This is a genomic window from Methylobacterium gregans, from assembly GCF_022179245.1.
In the GTDB taxonomy this organism is placed as follows: Bacteria; Pseudomonadota; Alphaproteobacteria; order Rhizobiales; family Beijerinckiaceae; genus Methylobacterium; species Methylobacterium gregans.
In genome coordinates, this window is the sequence record NZ_BPQM01000151.1 from 1 (window position 1) to 15,567 (window position 15,567).

At 71.0% G+C, this 15,567-nt stretch carries 15 protein-coding genes; 2 read left to right on the forward strand and 13 right to left on the reverse strand.

The genetic code is table 11. The annotated features are described in order from the left end of the window. Both MFF54_RS24810 and truA read left to right on the forward strand, forming a co-directional pair. Positions 1–560, forward strand: a 560-nt coding sequence (locus MFF54_RS24810; RefSeq protein ID WP_283206318.1) for a methionyl-tRNA formyltransferase, incomplete at its 5' end; no start/stop codon positions are given. Position 561: 1 nt separating this feature from the next. Next, positions 562–1,314, forward strand: a complete 753-nt coding sequence (gene truA / locus MFF54_RS24815) for a tRNA pseudouridine(38-40) synthase TruA (RefSeq protein WP_238306871.1) — start codon at positions 562–564, stop codon at positions 1,312–1,314. A gap of 28 nt (positions 1,315–1,342) precedes the next feature. On the opposite strand, the gene MFF54_RS24820 is transcribed toward truA, so the two are convergent. The 13 genes from MFF54_RS24820 to MFF54_RS24880 form a co-directional block, all read right to left on the reverse strand. Continuing rightward, complete coding sequence (locus tag MFF54_RS24820; protein ID WP_238306872.1) at positions 1,343–2,242, reverse strand: tetratricopeptide repeat protein; 900 nt, start codon at positions 2,240–2,242, stop codon at positions 1,343–1,345. Further along, a complete protein-coding gene (ilvD, locus tag MFF54_RS24825; RefSeq protein ID WP_238306873.1) occupies positions 2,229–3,959 on the reverse strand; it encodes a dihydroxy-acid dehydratase in 1,731 nt (576 codons plus the stop codon). The genes MFF54_RS24820 and ilvD overlap by 14 nt, the downstream gene beginning before the upstream one ends. Before the next feature lie 292 nt (positions 3,960–4,251). Continuing rightward, positions 4,252–5,031, reverse strand: a complete 780-nt coding sequence (eutC, locus tag MFF54_RS24830; RefSeq protein ID WP_238306874.1) for an ethanolamine ammonia-lyase subunit EutC — start codon at positions 5,029–5,031, stop codon at positions 4,252–4,254. Next, complete coding sequence (locus tag MFF54_RS24835) at positions 5,028–6,407, reverse strand: ethanolamine ammonia-lyase subunit EutB (protein ID WP_238306875.1); 1,380 nt, start codon at positions 6,405–6,407, stop codon at positions 5,028–5,030. Before MFF54_RS24835 ends, eutC begins: the two co-directional genes overlap by 4 nt. A 161-nt stretch (positions 6,408–6,568) precedes the next feature. After that, positions 6,569–7,429 carry a transglutaminase-like domain-containing protein gene (locus MFF54_RS24840; protein WP_238306876.1) on the reverse strand — a complete coding sequence of 287 codons (861 nt, stop codon included), beginning with the start codon at positions 7,427–7,429 and terminating at the stop codon, positions 6,569–6,571. 98 nt (positions 7,430–7,527) lie between these two features. Further along, a complete protein-coding gene (locus tag MFF54_RS24845; RefSeq protein WP_238306877.1) occupies positions 7,528–8,124 on the reverse strand; it encodes a LutC/YkgG family protein in 597 nt (198 codons plus the stop codon). Further along, positions 8,121–9,689 carry a lactate utilization protein B gene (locus MFF54_RS24850; RefSeq protein WP_238306878.1) on the reverse strand — a complete coding sequence of 523 codons (1,569 nt, stop codon included), beginning with the start codon at positions 9,687–9,689 and terminating at the stop codon, positions 8,121–8,123. Before MFF54_RS24850 ends, MFF54_RS24845 begins: the two co-directional genes overlap by 4 nt. Next, the gene (locus MFF54_RS24855) at positions 9,686–10,429 is read right to left on the reverse strand and encodes a (Fe-S)-binding protein (protein WP_238306879.1); all 744 of its coding nucleotides are present in this window, start codon (positions 10,427–10,429) and stop codon (positions 9,686–9,688) included. Before MFF54_RS24855 ends, MFF54_RS24850 begins: the two co-directional genes overlap by 4 nt. A gap of 162 nt (positions 10,430–10,591) precedes the next feature. After that, positions 10,592–12,325 (reverse strand): ubiquinone-dependent pyruvate dehydrogenase, encoded by a 1,734-nt coding sequence (poxB, locus tag MFF54_RS24860; protein ID WP_238306880.1) that lies wholly within the window; start codon positions 12,323–12,325, stop codon positions 10,592–10,594. A gap of 120 nt (positions 12,326–12,445) precedes the next feature. Then, complete coding sequence (locus tag MFF54_RS24865; protein WP_238306881.1) at positions 12,446–12,946, reverse strand: peptide deformylase; 501 nt, start codon at positions 12,944–12,946, stop codon at positions 12,446–12,448. 4 nt (positions 12,947–12,950) lie between these two features. Further along, on the reverse strand, positions 12,951–13,535 hold the full coding sequence (locus MFF54_RS24870; RefSeq protein ID WP_238306882.1) for an AprI/Inh family metalloprotease inhibitor: 585 nt from the start codon (positions 13,533–13,535) through the stop codon (positions 12,951–12,953). A gap of 382 nt (positions 13,536–13,917) precedes the next feature. Beyond that, positions 13,918–14,742 carry a succinate dehydrogenase iron-sulfur subunit gene (locus MFF54_RS24875; protein WP_238306883.1) on the reverse strand — a complete coding sequence of 275 codons (825 nt, stop codon included), beginning with the start codon at positions 14,740–14,742 and terminating at the stop codon, positions 13,918–13,920. A 150-nt stretch (positions 14,743–14,892) separates the two neighbouring features. Beyond that, positions 14,893–15,567: FAD-binding protein (locus MFF54_RS24880; protein WP_238306884.1), on the reverse strand; the 675-nt coding region annotated here is incomplete at its 5' end.

Here is a 15,567-nt window from a genome sequence, read left to right on the forward strand (position 1 = left end):
TGGCGGGCGATGCCGAGAGCGGCGTCGGGGTGATGCGCATGGAGGCCGGGCTCGATACCGGGCCCGTCGCCCTGGAGGCCCGGGTGCCGATCACCCCCGGCCTGACCGCGGGCGAGTTGCACGACGCCCTGATGCCCTTGGGCGCCGACCTGATGGCGCGGGCGCTCCGGCACCTGGAGGCGGGCGACCTCGCCTTCGCGCCGCAGCCGGAGGACGGCGTCGTCTATGCCCACAAGATCACGAACGACGAGGCGCGGATCGACTGGTCCCTGCCTGCTGAGGCGGTGGCCCGGCAGGTCAACGGCCTGTCGCCCTTCCCCGGCGCCTTCTTCGAGGCCGACCTCGGCAAGGGGATGGAGCGCGTGAAGGTGCTGCGGGCGCTCCCCACAGATGGCTCCGGCGCGCCGGGCACCCTCCTCGACGGCGACTGCACGGTGGCCTGCGGAACGGGCGCGGTGCGCCTCCTCGAACTCCGCCGCGCCGGCAAGGGTGGCGCGGCCAGCGGCGCCGAGTTCCTGCGCGGGGCGCGGCTGGAGCCCGGCGCGCGGCTCGCGGGCTGACATGCCCCGCTACAAGCTCGTCATCGAGTACGACGGTGCGCCCTTCTGCGGCTGGCAGCGGCAGGCGGAGGACCCGACCGTTCAGGCCGCCCTCGAACAGGCGGTGCTGCGCTTCTCGGGCGAGGCCGTGCGGCTCACCTGCGCCGGGCGCACCGATGCGGGGGTGCACGCGATCGGCCAGGTCGCGCATCTCGACCTCGCCAAGGCGTGGCGCACCGATACCGTGCGGGACGCGCTGAACGCCCATCTGCGGCCCCAGCCCGTGGCGGTGCTCTCGGCCGAGAGCGTGCCGGAGAGCTTCGACGCGCGGCACTCGGCGGTGCGGCGGCACTACCGCTACCGCATCCTCAACCGGCGCAGCCCCGCGGCGCTGACCCGCGCCCATGTCTGGCAGGTGCCCTGGGCGCTCGACGCGGAGCTGATGCACGCGGCCGCCCAGCGCCTCCTCGGGCGGCACGACTTCTCGGCCTTCCGGGCGGCGGAGTGCCAGGCGAACAGCCCCGTGCGGACCCTGGAGCAGCTCGACGTGGCGCGCGTGCGCTTCGGCCTGTTCGACGAGATCGTGGTGGCGGCCGCGGCGCGCTCCTTCCTGCACCATCAGGTGCGGGCGATGGTCGGCACGCTGATGCTGGCGGGCTCGCGACGTCTCACGGCCGACGACGTCGCCGAGATCCTGGCCACGAAGGCCAAGCACCGCTGCGGCCCGCTGGCCCCGGCCTGCGGGCTCACCTTCGCGGGCGTGGACTACGCCTGATCCCGTTCCTCGGCGCGGAGGCGGCTTGTCACCGCCTCCGCTTGATCGACCCCACGGTCTGCATCTGGGCCTGCGCGTCGGCGCGGTCGTCCTCGCTCGCGGCCGCCCAGTTCTTCTCGTAGAGCGTGACGATCCACTCGTCCTTGCGCCCCTGCGCGCCCTCGCGGGCGAGCGCCAGCCACATCAGGCCGCGCACCCGCTGCACCGGCACGCCGCCCATCCCGTTGACCAGGATGTCGCCCAAGAGCGCCTGGGCCGGATGGTGACCCTTCTCCGCCGCGAGGTTGAACCAGCGCGCCGCCTGCCGGGCGTCGGCATCGACGCCGGTCCCCTCCAGGTAGAGGCGGGCGAGGTTGTACTGCGCGTTCGGGTCGCCGAAATAGGACGCCGCGTAGTTGAACATGTCGTAGGCCCGCGACGGGTTCGGGCGCACGTAGGTGCCCTTGATCCCGTCGAGGAAGTAGGCGCCGAGCGCGTTGAAGGCGCTGGCGGTCACGCCCGAGATCTGCGCGTCCGGGGCGTCGTCCGTGCCCGCGTCGGCGATGCGCGAGAAGTACTCGAAGGCCTTGAGGTCGTCGTGCGGCACGCCGTCCCCGTCCGCGTACATGCGGCCGAGCTTCCACAGGGCCAGGGCGTGGCCCTGGCCCGCGGCGTACTCGAGGGCGCGCGCCGCGCCCTCCTTGTCGCCCGCGTTGTACTCGCGCACGCCCGCGCGCAGGGCGTCCTTGGCCGAGCGGTAGCTCTTCTCCGCCACGGGCGTGCGCGCGGCGGCGTCGAGAGCGCGCGGGGCCGGGACGGAGGCGAGCGTCATCGCGGCGGCGAGCCCCGCGAAACCGAAGAGGCGCAGCATCTCGCAGGCCCGAGGCCGACACGGATCGGCCCCGGCCGGCCGCGCGGGCCGGCTGAGGTCAGTCCTAGACGTCCGCATAGGTCTGCGTCTCCTTGGCGCCGCCCGGATGGGTCACGGCGCCGGTCACCGCAGGGCCGACGCCCTGCGCGTATTTCCAGAGATAGCCGGAGGTCGCGTTGTTCGGGCGCGGGGCCCAGGCCTTGCGGCGCTCGGCCAGCTCCGCGTCCGACAGAGCGACGTCGAGCGTGCCCTTGATCGCGTCGAGCGTGATCAGGTCGCCGTCGCGGATCAGGCCGATCGGCCCGCCGACCGCGGCCTCGGGCCCGACATGGCCCACGCAGAAGCCGCGGGTGGCGCCCGAGAAGCGCCCGTCCGTGATCAGCGCGACCTTGTCGCCCATGCCCTGGCCGTAGAGGGCGGCGGTGGTCGAGAGCATCTCGCGCATGCCGGGGCCGCCGCGGGGGCCCTCGTAGCGGATCACCAGAACCTCGCCCTCCTTGTAGGCGCGGCTCTGCACCGCCTGGAAGCAGGCCTCCTCGCCGTCGAACACGCGGGCGGGGCCCGTGAAGACTTGGCCTTCGGCGGGGATTCCTGCGACCTTCACGATCGCGCCCTCGGGGGCGAGGTTGCCCCGGAGGCCCACCACGCCGCCGGTCGGGGTGATCGGGGCGTTGGCCGGGCGGACCACGTCCTGGTCCGGGTTCCAGGCCACCTTCTCGAGGTTCTCCGCGATGGTGCGGCCGGTCACCGTCAGGCAGTCGCCGTGGAGATACCCGTGGTCGAGGAGCGTCTTCATCAGGAGCGGGATGCCGCCGACCTCGAACATGTCCTTGGCGACGTAGCGCCCGCCGGGCTTGAGGTCGGCGATGTAGGGCGTGCGCCGGAAGATCTCGGCCACGTCGAAGAGCGTGAATTCGATGCCGCACTCGTGGGCGATCGCCGGCAGGTGCAGGGCCGCGTTGGTCGAGCCGCCCGAGGCCGCGACCGTCGCGGCGGCGTTCTCCAGCGCCTTGCGGGTGACGATGTCGCGCGGGCGGATGTTCTTGGCGATGAGCTCCATGATCGTCTCGCCGGCCGCCGCGCAGAACTTGTCGCGGATCTCGTAGGGCGCCGGGGCGCCCGCCGAGTAGGGCAGCGCGAGGCCGATCGCCTCGGAGACCGTCGCCATGGTGTTAGCCGTGAACTGCGCGCCGCAGGCGCCGGCCGACGGGCAGGCGACCTGCTCCAGCTCGTCGAGGTCTTCGAGGCTCATGTCGCCGACCGCGACCTTGCCGACCGCCTCGAACAGGTCCTGCACGGTGACCGGCTTGCCCCGGAAGGAGCCGGGCAGGATCGAGCCGCCGTAGATGAAGATCGACGGCACGTTGAGGCGCACCATCGCCATCATCATGCCGGGCAGCGACTTGTCGCAGCCGGCAAGCCCCACCAGCGCGTCGTAGGCGTGGCCGCGCATGGTCAGCTCGACCGAGTCCGCGATGACCTCGCGGGAGGGCAGCGAGGCGCGCATGCCGGCATGGCCCATGGCGATGCCGTCTGTGACCGTGATGGTGCAGAACTCGCGCGGCGTGCCGTGGGCGGCCGAGACGCCCTTCTTCACGGCCTGGGCCTGGCGCATCAGCGAGATGTTGCAGGGGGCGGCCTCGTTCCAGCACGAGGCGACGCCGACGAGCGGCTGGTGGATCTGCTCGCGGGTCAGGCCCATGGCGTAGAGATACGAGCGGTGCGGCGCGCGGTCGGGACCCTCGGTCACGTGCCGGCTGGGCAGCTTCGACTTGTCGTTCACGCGCGCGTCCATGACCCGGGCCCTGTCCGTACTCAGCGACGATTCCGGATGTGGGGTGCGCGCGGCCGTTCCACATCGCCTTGCGGCGATGCGCGAAGGGCTCAAACGCTGTCCGGAATCCCTCGCAACAGCGCGGTAAAGCGTTGCAGAATCTGCCGTTTACCGCCGATGCTGAGGTGGTCCCGGTTTATGGCGGGAACGGGGCGGTTCGGGGCAGCACTCGGGGCAAACCCGGGATGCTTTCGCGGTGTTGCGACCTCGCCACAGCCACGCTTGAGCCCTCGAATACGGATGAGGATCCGGGTTAACCTTGGGGCAGCGCCGCCGGACGATCGGGAGCCTCGAGGACGCGGTCGCTCTCGTCCTTCAGGTGCACGCCGGTGAGGCCGCGGGCGAGCGCCTGATCGAGCAGCCAGGCGAGCCGGAAGGCCGCCTTGTCCGGGGCGAGGCCGGCCGCGCGCACGTTCGAGATGCAGTTGCGCTCGGCATCCGACCGGCCGGGGCGAGGCCCGAAGGTCAGGTAGATCCCGAGGCTGTCGGGGGAGGACAGGCCCGGCCGCTCGCCGATCAGCACCGCGACTGCCCGCGCCCGCAGGGCCTCGCCGACGGCATCGCCCAGCGCCACGCGGGCCTGGGTGGCGACGACCACCGGCGCGAGGCGCCAGCCGGCCTCGTCGGCGCGGGGGCGGAAGGCTTCGAGGAAAGGCACGGCGTTCTCGTGGATCGCCCGGGCCGAGAGTCCGTCCGCGACAACGAGGGCGAGGTCGTGCGTTTCACCGGCCGCCGCCGCGAGCGCGTCGCGACTTGTCCGGGCGAGGCTGCGGCCGAGATCGGGCCGGCGCAGGTAGGTGGCGCGGTCCTCCGCCCGCGAGGCGGCCGCGAGGGTGGACAGGCCGAGCGCTTCGATCCCGGCCCGGATCGCCTCCGCGTCCATCGGGGTGTGCACGGCGTCCCGCGCCTGGGCGTGCGCGAGGCCGAAGCCGAGCACGCTGCGGGTGGTCTGGCCGCTGCCGGCCCGGCCCAGGCCGATCCGGGCGGGGGTGAGCCGGGCGAGCCGCGCCCAGATCTCGGCCTGATCGCTCACGCGGCGAGCTCCGGTGCGTCGGCGAGCAGGCGGTTCTGCGCGCCGGTCAGCAGGGTGCCGGCCCCGTCCGTCAAGCCGATCGCGTGGAGCCAAGCCTCGAACTCGGGCGCGCGCTTCAGGCCCAGCACCTCGCGCAGGTAGAGCGAGTCGTGGAAGGCGGTGGACTGGTAGTTCAGCATCACGTCGTCGGCGCCCGGCACGCCCATGATGTAGGTGCAGCCGGCCGCCCCTAGCAGCGTCAGGAGCGTGTCCATGTCGTCCTGATCGGCCTCGGCGTGGTTGGTGTAGCAGACGTCGACCCCCAGCGGCACGCCCATCAGCTTGCCGCAGAAATGGTCCTCCAGTCCCGCCCGGATGATCTCCTTGCCGTCGTAGAGGTATTCGGGCCCGATGAAGCCCACCACCGTGTTGACGAGGAGCGGCCGGAACGGGCGCGCCACCGCGTAGGCGCGGGCCTCCAGGGTCTGCTGGTCGATGCCGTGATGGGCGTTCGCCGAGAGGCAGGAGCCCTGACCGGTCTCGAAATACATCCCGTTGTCGCCGAGCGTGCCGCGCTTGAGTGCGCGCATCGCGTCGTGGGCCTCCTCCAGCAGGTCGAGCGTGACGCCGAAGCTGGCATTGGCGGCCTCGGTGCCGGCGATCGACTGGAAGACCAGATCGACCGGCAGGCCGCGCCCCATCGCCTCCAGCGTGGTGGTGACGTGGGTGAGGACGCAGGATTGCGTCGGGATGGCGTGGCGCTGGATCAATTCGTCGAGGAGATGGAGCAGGTCCCCGAGTGCCTGGACCGAGTCCGAGGCCGGGTTGATGCCGATCACCGCGTCGCCGCAGCCGTAGGACAGGCCGTCGAGGATCGCCGCGGTGATGCCGGCCGGGTCGTCGGTCGGGTGGTTCGGCTGCAGCCGCACCGCCAGCGTGCCGGGCAGGCCGATCGTGTTGCGGAACTTCGTGACGACCCTGCACTTGCGGGCAACCAGGATCAGGTCCTGGTTGCGCATGATCTTCGAGACCGCCGCGGCAATCTCCGGCGTCACCGCCGGAGCGATCCCGGTGAGCGCCTCCGGGGAGGCCATGAGCAGGAACTCGCGAAAATCGCCGACCGTGAGGTGGCCGATCTCCGCGAAGGCGGCCGCGTCGTGCGTGTCGAGGATCAGGCGGGTGACGGCGTCGGCCTCGTAGGGGATCAGCGGCCGGGCCAGGATCTCCTTCAGCGGCACCTCGGCGAGGCACCAGCGGGCGGCCCAGCTCTCCTCGGCCGACTCCGCCGCGATGCCGGCGAGCCGGTCGCCCGAGCGCGGCGGCGTCGCCTTCGCCATCAGGCTGGCGAGGTCGGCGAAGGCCCAGGTTCGGGGGCCGACGACGTGGCGGTAGGCCATCCGGGGGACCTCTCGGGCTCGTGACGTCAGCTGAGCGTATCAGACCGGGCGCGCTTGGCGATGCCCCTTGCCCTCAGGCGTTCCCAGCACGTGCGCTCTCCCTCCCCCGCAGAGGCGGGAGGGAGAACCCGCGCCGGGGATCACAGGACGACGGGATCCCGCTACGCCGCGCCCGCGTGCGGGGCCGGCACCTCCGTGGAGATCGCGTCGACGGTGCGCACGGGCGGGCTGCCCTGGCCGTCCGTGCGGACGATGCGGATCTGCTGGTTGACCGGCTGCATGTTGCCGTAGGGCGTCGAGAAGGCGATCTCGGCCGCGTCCCGCCCGACGCCGATGCGCACCAGCCCGTCGAGATCGGCCTGCCGCGTGGCGTCGAACAGCCACCAGCGCCCGTCCAGATAGGCCTCGAACACCGCGTGGAAGTCGCTCGGCACGAGGCCGTGGGCGTAGCAGCTCACGAAGCGGGCCGGGATGCCGAGCGCCCGGCAGAAGGCGGTGCCGAGATGCGCGAAGTCGCGGCAGACGCCGGCCCGCTTCAGCAGGCTCTCGTCGGCCGTGGTCTCGCCGTCGCTCGCGCCCGGCTGGTAGGTGATGTGGTCGTGGATCCAGTTGCAGATCGCGTTGACGCGCTGGTGGCCCTTGGGGAGCGCCGCGAACTCCGCCTGGGCGAAGGGCGTCAGACGGTCCGAGGAGACGAAACGGCTCGGCAGCAGGAAGGGCAGGATGTCGAGGGGAAGCTCGGCGATCGGCGTCTCGTTGATCGTGGCCGGATCGGCCCGATGCACGGTCAGATCGACCTCGGCGTTGTACTCCAGCGAGAACTGGCCCATCGGCACGTTGACGCCGAGATAGCGGTTCTGGAGATCCGGCGTGATGTAGACATCGCGCTTGAGGTTCGGCGTGAGAACGAGACTCTCGCTCAGGATCTCGACGCTCCGGAGCTTGGCCACCTCCAGGTTGAAGATGAAGGTGGTGTCCGAGAGGATGTTGTAGGACAGGGTGCAGCCGAGGGTGTAGCGCATCGGGACGCGGGTCCTTGCCGGGGGCGGTTCTCAGCCGGAGCAAAGACCGCGCCCGTCCCGCGGTTCCGCGCATCTCTGCACGGAAAAGCGCCCGTGTTTCAGGCCGTTGCCCGCGGCTGAAGCACCACGGTGAGGGAGCGCACGCCCTGCGCCCCGTGGATCAGCACGCCCTCGATGTCGGCGGTGGCGGACGGCCCCGTATGCAGCACCGCGTAGGCCGCCTGCCCGAATTCCGGCCGCCGGTAGGCTGCCTGAACGTTAGGCAGGATATCGGCGGGGTCGAGCAGCACGACGAGGTGCTGGGCGAGGTAGGCGACCGCGTTCACGACGAGCTGATCTTGCGTAAACAGCACCGAGCCCGTCTCGGCGATGCCGAACACGGCGCGCACCACCGCCACGTCCACGTCGTCCACGTCCCGCGGCCGGGCGACCGCCTTGAGATCGCGGTTGCCGGCGAGTTCCGGCACGGCGGAGGCCACGACCTTCGCCCCGTCCAGCCGCTCGCGCACGCCCGCGAAGACGTCATCCGCGCCGGGCTCGGCGATACGCCCGCCCATGCGCTTCAGGCGCTCGCCGAACTCGGCCACGAGGTCGTCGCCGACGAGCGGCGTGAACAGCGGCACCTCGGGCAGCGGGTGGTCGCCCGCCGGGCGGTTCTTCCGGATCTCGGCCAGGATAGCGTCGCGCGCGCTCATTTCGCGCCGTCCTTCATACGGTTCTCTTTGTACCAGGCGTGGAAGCTCTGGCGCGGGGCGTCGGGCATCTCGCGCTTCTTCCCCCAGGTGTTGAGCGGGTTGTAGACGGCGAAGCGCGGCAGCACCTTGAGCGCCGAATCCGCCGCGCCGATCGCCGCCCGGTAGGCCGCGGGCCGGGAGAGCACGGCGCCCGCGGCCTTCATCATGCCCTGCTTGAGCATCGGGATCTGGTGCTCCTCGGCCAGCACCTTGCGCCAGGCGAAGATCTGCTCGTGGATGTTGATCTTCACCGGGCAGACGTTGGTGCAGGAGCCGTTCATCGTCGAGGAGAACGGCAGGGTCGAGTATTTGCGCTTGTTGAAGGTCGGGTCGATGATCAGCCCGATCGGGCCGGCGTAGGTCGCGCCGTAGGAGAGGCCGCCCGAGCGCCGGTAGACCGGGCAGGTGTTCATGCAGGCGCCGCAGCGGATGCATTTGAGCGAGGTCCAGAACGCCTCCATCCCGAGGCGCGCGGCGCGCCCGTTGTCGACGAGCACGTAGTGCATCTCGGTGCCGGCCCGCGGCCCCCTGAAATGCGAGGTGTACTGGGTGATCGGCGAGCCGAGCGCCGAGCGGGCGAGGATGCGCAGGAACACCCCCAGATGCTCGACGCAGGGGATCAGCTTCTCGATGCCGATCGAGTGGATCTGGAGCTTGGGCACGTTGCCGGAGAGGTCGGCATTGCCCTCGTTGGTGCAGGTGACCACCGTGCCGGTCTCGGCCACCGCGAAGTTGCAGCCGGTGAGGCCGGCATCGGCGTTCAGGATGTAGGGCCGCGTGGTCTCGCGCTGGCTCTCGGCGAGATAGTGGGCATCGTCGTTGTCGGGGTCGGTGCCGAGCGTCCGGGCGAAGACCTCCGCCACGTCGAACCGGGTCTTGTGGGCGGCCGGCACCACGACGTGGCTCGGCTCCTCGTTGTCGAGTTGCTGGATGCGCTCGCCGAGATCGGTCTCGATGATCTCGACGCCCTCGCCCTCCATGAAATGGCGAAAGCCGCACTCCTCGGTGAGCATCGACTTCGACTTCACCAGCGTCTTGGCGCCGTGGTCGCGCAGGATGCCGAGCACGATCCGGTTGTGGTCGGCCCCGTCACGCGCCCAGTGCACGTGGACGCCGTTGGCCTTCGCCGCCGCCTCGAACTGCTCGAGATAGGCGTCGAGGTTCGAGAGCGTGTGCTGCTTGATCTGGGAAGCCAGCTCGCGCAACTCCTCCCATTCGGGGATGCCGTGGGCGGCATTGTCGCGCTTGCGGCGCAGATCCCACAGGCGCTCGTCGTGGGCGGCGGCGTGCAGCGGCGCGGCCAGGAAGCGCTCGGCGGCCTCGCCCTGGTCGATCGGCCGGTCGCCGCGGATCTTGGCGCCGCGGGGCTGGGGCTCGCGCTGGGCGGGGGCCTTGATCGGCTTCGAGGTGCCCTCGGCGTGGTCGAGGCGGCGGCCGTCCTGGCCGCGCTCGCTCTCGTCGTCGGGCGCGCGGACGACCGGGTTGACGACCCCCTCGCGCTCGCGCGGGTGAAGCTCCTCGCTCATGCGGCGGCTCCGTTCAGGACCTGGGCGATGTGGATGTACTTGAGCGGCAGGCCGAGGCGCTCGGCGCAGCCCTTCTGGTGCATCAGGCAGGAGGAATCCGCCGAGACCACGTATTCCGCCCCGGCCCGCTTCTGGTCGGCCACTTTGTCGTAGCCCATCTTGGCCGAGACCGCCGGCTCGAAGACCGAGAAGGTGCCGCCGAAGCCGCAGCACTCGTCCGGCCGGGCGAGGTTGACCAGCTCCACGCCCTCGACCTTCTGCAGCAGGTTCAGGGGCTTCGAGAAATAGGGCAGGTTCAGCTCGGAAGGGCGCGCATGCCCGATGCCGCGCAACGCGTTGCAGTTGGCGTGGTAGGCCACCTTGTGCGGGAAGCGCGCCCAGGGCAGCGCCTCGACCTTCAGCACGTCGTGCAGGAACTCGACCAGCTCGTAGGTGCTCTCGCGGACCTTGCGAACCTCCTCGGTCTGCGGGATCGCGGTCAGGTGCTCGCGCACCTGATGCACGCAGCTCCCCGAGGGGGCGACCACGTAGTCGAACCCGGAGAAGTTCTTGACGAAGAGCGCCTCGGTCGCCGCCGCCTCCTGGTGGCAGCCGGTATTGGTCATCGGCTGGCCGCAGCAGGTCTGGTCGTAGGGGTATTCGACGTCGAGCCCGAAGCGCTCCAAGAGCTCCAGGGTGGCGATGCCGACCTCGGGCTCGAAGGCGTCGACGTAGCAGGGGACGAACAGTCCGATACGCATGGCGGCTCCCGACACGCCAGCTCCCCGCTCACGTGCGCGTGTGGAACGGTTCGAAACTGGCGCACCGGGTCTAGCGCAGCGCGGGCGTCTTGGGAAACGCCCATCCGTGCGGCCGTTTCACCGCCCGACGCCCCTTCGCCCTATGGGAGAGGGGGCTGCGCCCTACCGGATGAGGTTGGTCTTGGCGAGGTCGAGGACGGAATCGCCGCGTCCGCTCATCACGGCGCGCAGCATGTAGAGGCTGAAGCCCTTCACCTGCTGGCCGTCGATCTTCGGCGGGATCGATAGCTCGTTGCGCGCCACCGTCACGTCGAGGAGCGAGGGGCCGTCGAAGGCCAGGAACTCCCTCACGGCGCCGGCCAAGTCACCCGGATCCTCCACGCGCAGGGCGAAGATGCCGGCGGCGCGCGACATGGCGGCGAAATCCGGGTTGTCGAGGGCGACGCCGGTCTCGAGATAGCCCGCGGCCTTCATCTCCATCTCGACGAAGCCGAGCGAGCCGTTGTTGAACACCACCACCTTCAGCGGCAGGCGGTGCTGGCGGAGCGTCAGGAAGTCGCCCATCAGCATGCTGAACCCACCGTCGCCCGCGAGCGCGACGACCTGCCGGTTGGGCTCCGCCGCCTGGATGCCGATGCCCTGCGCCATGGCGTTGGCCATCGAGCCGTGGACCCAGGAGCCGATGAGGCGGCGGCGCCCGTTCATCCTCAGGTAGCGCGCCGCCCAGACGGTCGGCGTGCCGACATCGGCCGTGAAGACGGCGTCGTCCGCGGCCGCCTCGCTGATCACGCGGGTGAGGTATTGCGGGTGGATCAGCCGGCTCCCCGGGCGACCCGTGGCGAGCTCGTCCAGCCCCTCGCGGGCCTTGGCGTAGTGCTTGAGGCTGGCCTCGAGCCAGGACCGGTCCGCCTTGGCGGAGAGTTTCGGCAACAGGGCCTGGATCGTCGCCCGCACGTCGCCCACGAGGCCGAGATCGAGCCGGCAGCGCCGCCCGAGCTCGTGCGGGCGGATGTCGATCTGGGCGATCTTCGCGTCCTGCGGGTAGAACTGCTTGTAGGGGAAGGCCGTGCCCAGCATCAGCAGGGTCTCGCAGCCCATCATCGCGGCGTAGCCCGACGAGAAGCCGATCAGGCCGGTCATGCCGACGTCGTAGGGATTGTCGTACTCGACGTGGTCCTTGCCGCCGAGCGCGTGCACGATCGGGCTCTTCAGGGCCTCGGCGAGCTGCATCAGCTCGGCATGGGCGCCCGCGCAGCCGCGCCCGCAGAGGAGCGTCACGCGCTTCGAGCCGTTGAGCAGGCTGGCCAGCGCGTCGAGCTCGGAATCGGCCGGGCGCACCACGGGGCGCGGCGGGATCAGGCCGGCGCGGGGCGTCACGCTGCGCTTGGGCGCGTCCTTCATGGCGACGTCGCCCGGGATCACCACGACGGCGACGCCCCGCTGGCCGATCGCGGCGCGGATCGCGTTCTCCAGCACGAAGGGAAGCTGGGCCGGGTCCGAGACCAGCTCGCAGTAGTGGCTGCAATCGCGGAACAGCTCGGTCGGGTGCGTCTCTTGGAAATAGCCGGACCCGATCTCGGCCGAGGGGATGTGGGCGGCGATGGCGAGCACCGGCACGCCCGTGCGGTGGCAATCGTAGAGGCCGTTGATCAGGTGCACGTGGCCCGGCCCGCAGGAGCCGGCGCAGACGGTGAGCTGTCCCGTGATCTGGCCCTCGGCCCCGGCCGCGAAGGCGCCGGCCTCCTCGTGGCGAACGTGGATCCAGTCGATCGTGCCCCGCGCCCGGATCGACTCGGTGAGGGCATTCAGGCTGTCGCCGACGACGCCGAAGATGCGGCGGACGCCCGCTTCCTGAAGGGTCTCGACGACGAGGTCTGCGACGTTCGTGATGCGCATGGGCGGGACGCTCCTGTATCCGCGGGCCGAACCCGTGAACGGAAGCGCGGTTCCTCCCCGCCGCAACACATCAGCCATCTATTGCGTGCAGGGCGTCCGGTCCGACAACACTATTGTGCGCTATCCTGCATCCCGTAGCTTGGCAAAGCGCTTTAATACGCGCTCGCGACGCAGGCGGGACAGGCGCTCGATCCAGAAGATGCCGTCGAGTTGGTCGATCTCGTGCTGGAGGCAGGCCGCACGGAACCCCTCGGCCCGCTCCTCTCGCTCGACGCCGTCGAGATCCCGGTAGCGGACCCGCACCCAAGCTGCGCGCTCGATTGCATCGGCCACGCCCGGCATCGAGACGCTGCCCTCGCGGCCGTCGACGCGCTCGGGTGCAGCCTCCACCACCTCCGGGTTGCAGTAGACGCTCGCCGGACCGCCGGGCTCGGGGCGCAGCACCACGAGGCGGCGCAGCTCACCGATATGCGCCGCCGTGAGCCCGGCCGCCATCGCGGCGTCGAGGCTCGCCGTCAGGTCTTCGGCGAGCGCCCGCAGGTCGGCATCGAAGGTCTCGACGGGCGCGCAAGCGTGGCGCAGCCGCGGATCGGGCCAGAGGATCAGCGGGCGCGCCGGCACGGGCTCAGCGCACCAGCGCCAGGGAGGCGCCGGACTTGGTCAGCTGGCCGTCGAGGGCGCCGCCGCCCTGGCGCAGGCGCGCCGCCACGGTGCCGCCGGCTTGGTACAGGTAGACCTCGCCATCGCGAAAATCCCAGGCCGAGACCTTGGCGAGATCCTTGTTCGGGCAGCCGCCGGCGCTCGCCTTGTAGAGGTCGAGGGCGGGAGCGCTCGACAGGGTGACCTTGCAGCTCGCGCCGGTGGCGTCCTTCGCGTCCCAGGTGCCGACCACGGCCGAGCGGCCGCCGGCGACGACCGGCGGCGGGGCGGGCGGGGGCGCCACGGGCTCCGGGATGACGTTCGAGGCGGGCGGTGCGGCGGCGACCTGCGTGCCGGGGGCGACGACCGGCTCGTCGGGCGCCGCGGCGACGCCGGGCGGGGGCGCGAGCGGGCTCGTGGTCACGGCGCCCGAGGGGACCGCCGGCACCGCGGTGTCGAGGGCGGCCTGCGGCCCGCGGGTTCGTGGGGCGTCGAGGCGCTTCGAGGCGCAGGCGCCGAGGCTCGCGGCGAGCATCAGAACGGCGGTTGTCGACAGAAACGGACGCGTCATCGACCTCGGATCCCGATGGGGCGCCCCCTCATGGCGCGCGGCCCCTGCCCTCGCCATCAATTGCGATGCCCGCAAGGCGGTGCCGGACGTGGGGATCCGGGAAGCGGGGGCGGCAGGGGATTTCCGCCCACCTGTGGCGGCCTTGCCTCACCCGCGCCGCGCGCGGCAGGTGCCACGAGAAACGGCCGGGGCGTCGCCACCCCGGCCGTTCGAGGCATCGGCCCATGTCACGGATCCCAAAGGTCTGAGACCTTTGGGGGGGTGAAGGGCAGAGCCCTGCATTTGGAGCCTCCAGCCCGGCTTTGCCGGGGCGGCGGTTCCAACCCGGGGCTCTGCCCCGGGACCCCGCCGAAGGGTCGGGGACCCTTTTGAAAAACGGAACTCAGACCTCGCGCTCGACCATCATCTTCTTGATCTCGGCGATGGCCTTGGCCGGGTTCAGGTTCTTCGGGCAGGTGTTGGCGCAGTTCATGATCGTGTGGCAGCGGTAGAGCCGGAACGGGTCGTGCAGGCTGTCGAGCCGGTCGCCGGTGTTCTCATCGCGCGAGTCGATCAGCCAGCGATAGGCCTGGAGCAGGGCGGCGGGCCCGAGGAAGCGGTCGCCGTTCCACCAGTAGCTCGGGCAGCTCGTGGTGCAGCAGGCGCACAGGATGCACTCGTAGAGGCCGTCGAGGCGGGCGCGGTCCTCCGGCGTCTGGCGCCACTCGGTCTCGGGCGCGGGCGTCTCGGTCTGGAGCCAGGGCTCGATCGCCGCGTGCTGGGCGAAGAAGTTGGTGAGGTCGGGCACCAGATCCTTCAGCACCGGCATGTGCGGCAGCGGGTAGATCCGCACCGCGCCGTCCTTGTCCTTGCGGGTGAGGATCGGCAGCGCGTTGTCGGGGCTCCGGCACTCGTCGATGCCCATCGTGCAGGCCAGGGTGTTCTGGCCCTCGATGTTCATGGCGCAGGAGCCGCAGATGCCCTCGCGGCAGGAGCGGCGGAAGACCAGAGTCGAGTCGACCTTGTTCTTGATCCACAGGAGCGCGTCGAGCACCATCGGCCCGCAATCGTCGCGATCGACCTGATAGGTGTCGATGCGCGGGTTGGCACCGTCGTCCGGGTTCCAGCGGTAGATGCGGAAGGTCTGCAGGTTCTTGGCCCCGGCCGGCGCCGGCCAGGACTTGCCCTCGCGGACCTGCGAGTTCTTGGGAAGGGAAAACTGGGCCATGTGTCTGGAATTCCCGTGACTGGGTGGGCGCCTTCGCGGCCGGCCTCGTCGGCTCAGAGCCTAGCGCGGGGCATTGGCCGTCAGCTGGGCGTGAGAGGGGTGGAGGCCGGCGCGGGCGCGCCGCAGCCGAAGCTGCGGCGGGAGGTTGGCTCAGTACACGCGCGCCTTCGGCTCGATGTACTGGATCTCGTTCGACATCGTGTAGGTGTGGACCGGGCGGTAATCGATCGTGGTCCGGTGCGCGCTCTCGTCGAGCCAGGAGAGGGTGTGCTTCATCCACTCCTTGTCGTCGCGGTCCGGGAAGTCCTCGCGGGCGTGCGCGCCGCGCGATTCCTTGCGGTTGGCGGCCGATTCCATCGTCACCACCGCCTGGCCGATCAGGTTGTCGAACTCCAGGGTCTCCAGGAGGTCGGTGTTCCAGACGAGCGAGCGGTCGGTGATCTTGATGTCGGCGGCCGCGTGCCAGACCTTGTTGATCAGGCCGCGGCCCTCCTCCAGCACCTCGCCGGTGCGGAAGACCGCGCAGTTGTTCTGCATCGTCTTCTGCATCTCGAGGCGCAGCTCCGCGGTCGGCGTCGCGCCGTTGGCGTAGCGGAAGCGGTCGAGCCGGCTGAGCGCCTTGTCGGTCGCCTCCTTCGGCGCGTCCGGGATCCGGCCGTTGGCCTCGACGATGTCGGCGCAGCGCAGGCCCGCCGCGCGGCCGAACACCACGAGGTCGATCAGCGAGTTGGAGCCCAGGCGGTTGGCGCCGTGCACCGAGACGCAGGCCGCCTCGCCGATCGCCATCAGACCCGGACACGGTCGTGCCGGGTCTGATGGCGATCG

Excerpts from the sequence above, each read along its gene's own strand:
- truA (WP_238306871.1), top strand. The coding sequence starts at position 562 with ATGCCCCGCTACAAGCTCGTCATCGAGTACGACGGTGCGCCCTTCTGC.
- MFF54_RS24820 (WP_238306872.1), bottom strand. The coding sequence starts at position 2,242 with ATGCGGACGTCTAGGACTGACCTCAGCCGGCCCGCGCGGCCGGCCGGG.
- ilvD (WP_238306873.1), bottom strand. The coding sequence starts at position 3,959 with ATGGACGCGCGCGTGAACGACAAGTCGAAGCTGCCCAGCCGGCACGTG.
- MFF54_RS24835 (WP_238306875.1), bottom strand. The coding sequence starts at position 6,407 with ATGGCCTACCGCCACGTCGTCGGCCCCCGAACCTGGGCCTTCGCCGAC.
- MFF54_RS24840 (WP_238306876.1), bottom strand. The coding sequence starts at position 7,429 with ATGCGCTACACCCTCGGCTGCACCCTGTCCTACAACATCCTCTCGGAC.
- MFF54_RS24845 (WP_238306877.1), bottom strand. The coding sequence starts at position 8,124 with ATGAGCGCGCGCGACGCTATCCTGGCCGAGATCCGGAAGAACCGCCCG.
- MFF54_RS24850 (WP_238306878.1), bottom strand. The coding sequence starts at position 9,689 with ATGAGCGAGGAGCTTCACCCGCGCGAGCGCGAGGGGGTCGTCAACCCG.
- MFF54_RS24855 (WP_238306879.1), bottom strand. The coding sequence starts at position 10,429 with ATGCGTATCGGACTGTTCGTCCCCTGCTACGTCGACGCCTTCGAGCCC.
- poxB (WP_238306880.1), bottom strand. The coding sequence starts at position 12,325 with ATGCGCATCACGAACGTCGCAGACCTCGTCGTCGAGACCCTTCAGGAA.
- MFF54_RS24870 (WP_238306882.1), bottom strand. The coding sequence starts at position 13,535 with ATGACGCGTCCGTTTCTGTCGACAACCGCCGTTCTGATGCTCGCCGCG.
- MFF54_RS24875 (WP_238306883.1), bottom strand. The coding sequence starts at position 14,742 with ATGGCCCAGTTTTCCCTTCCCAAGAACTCGCAGGTCCGCGAGGGCAAG.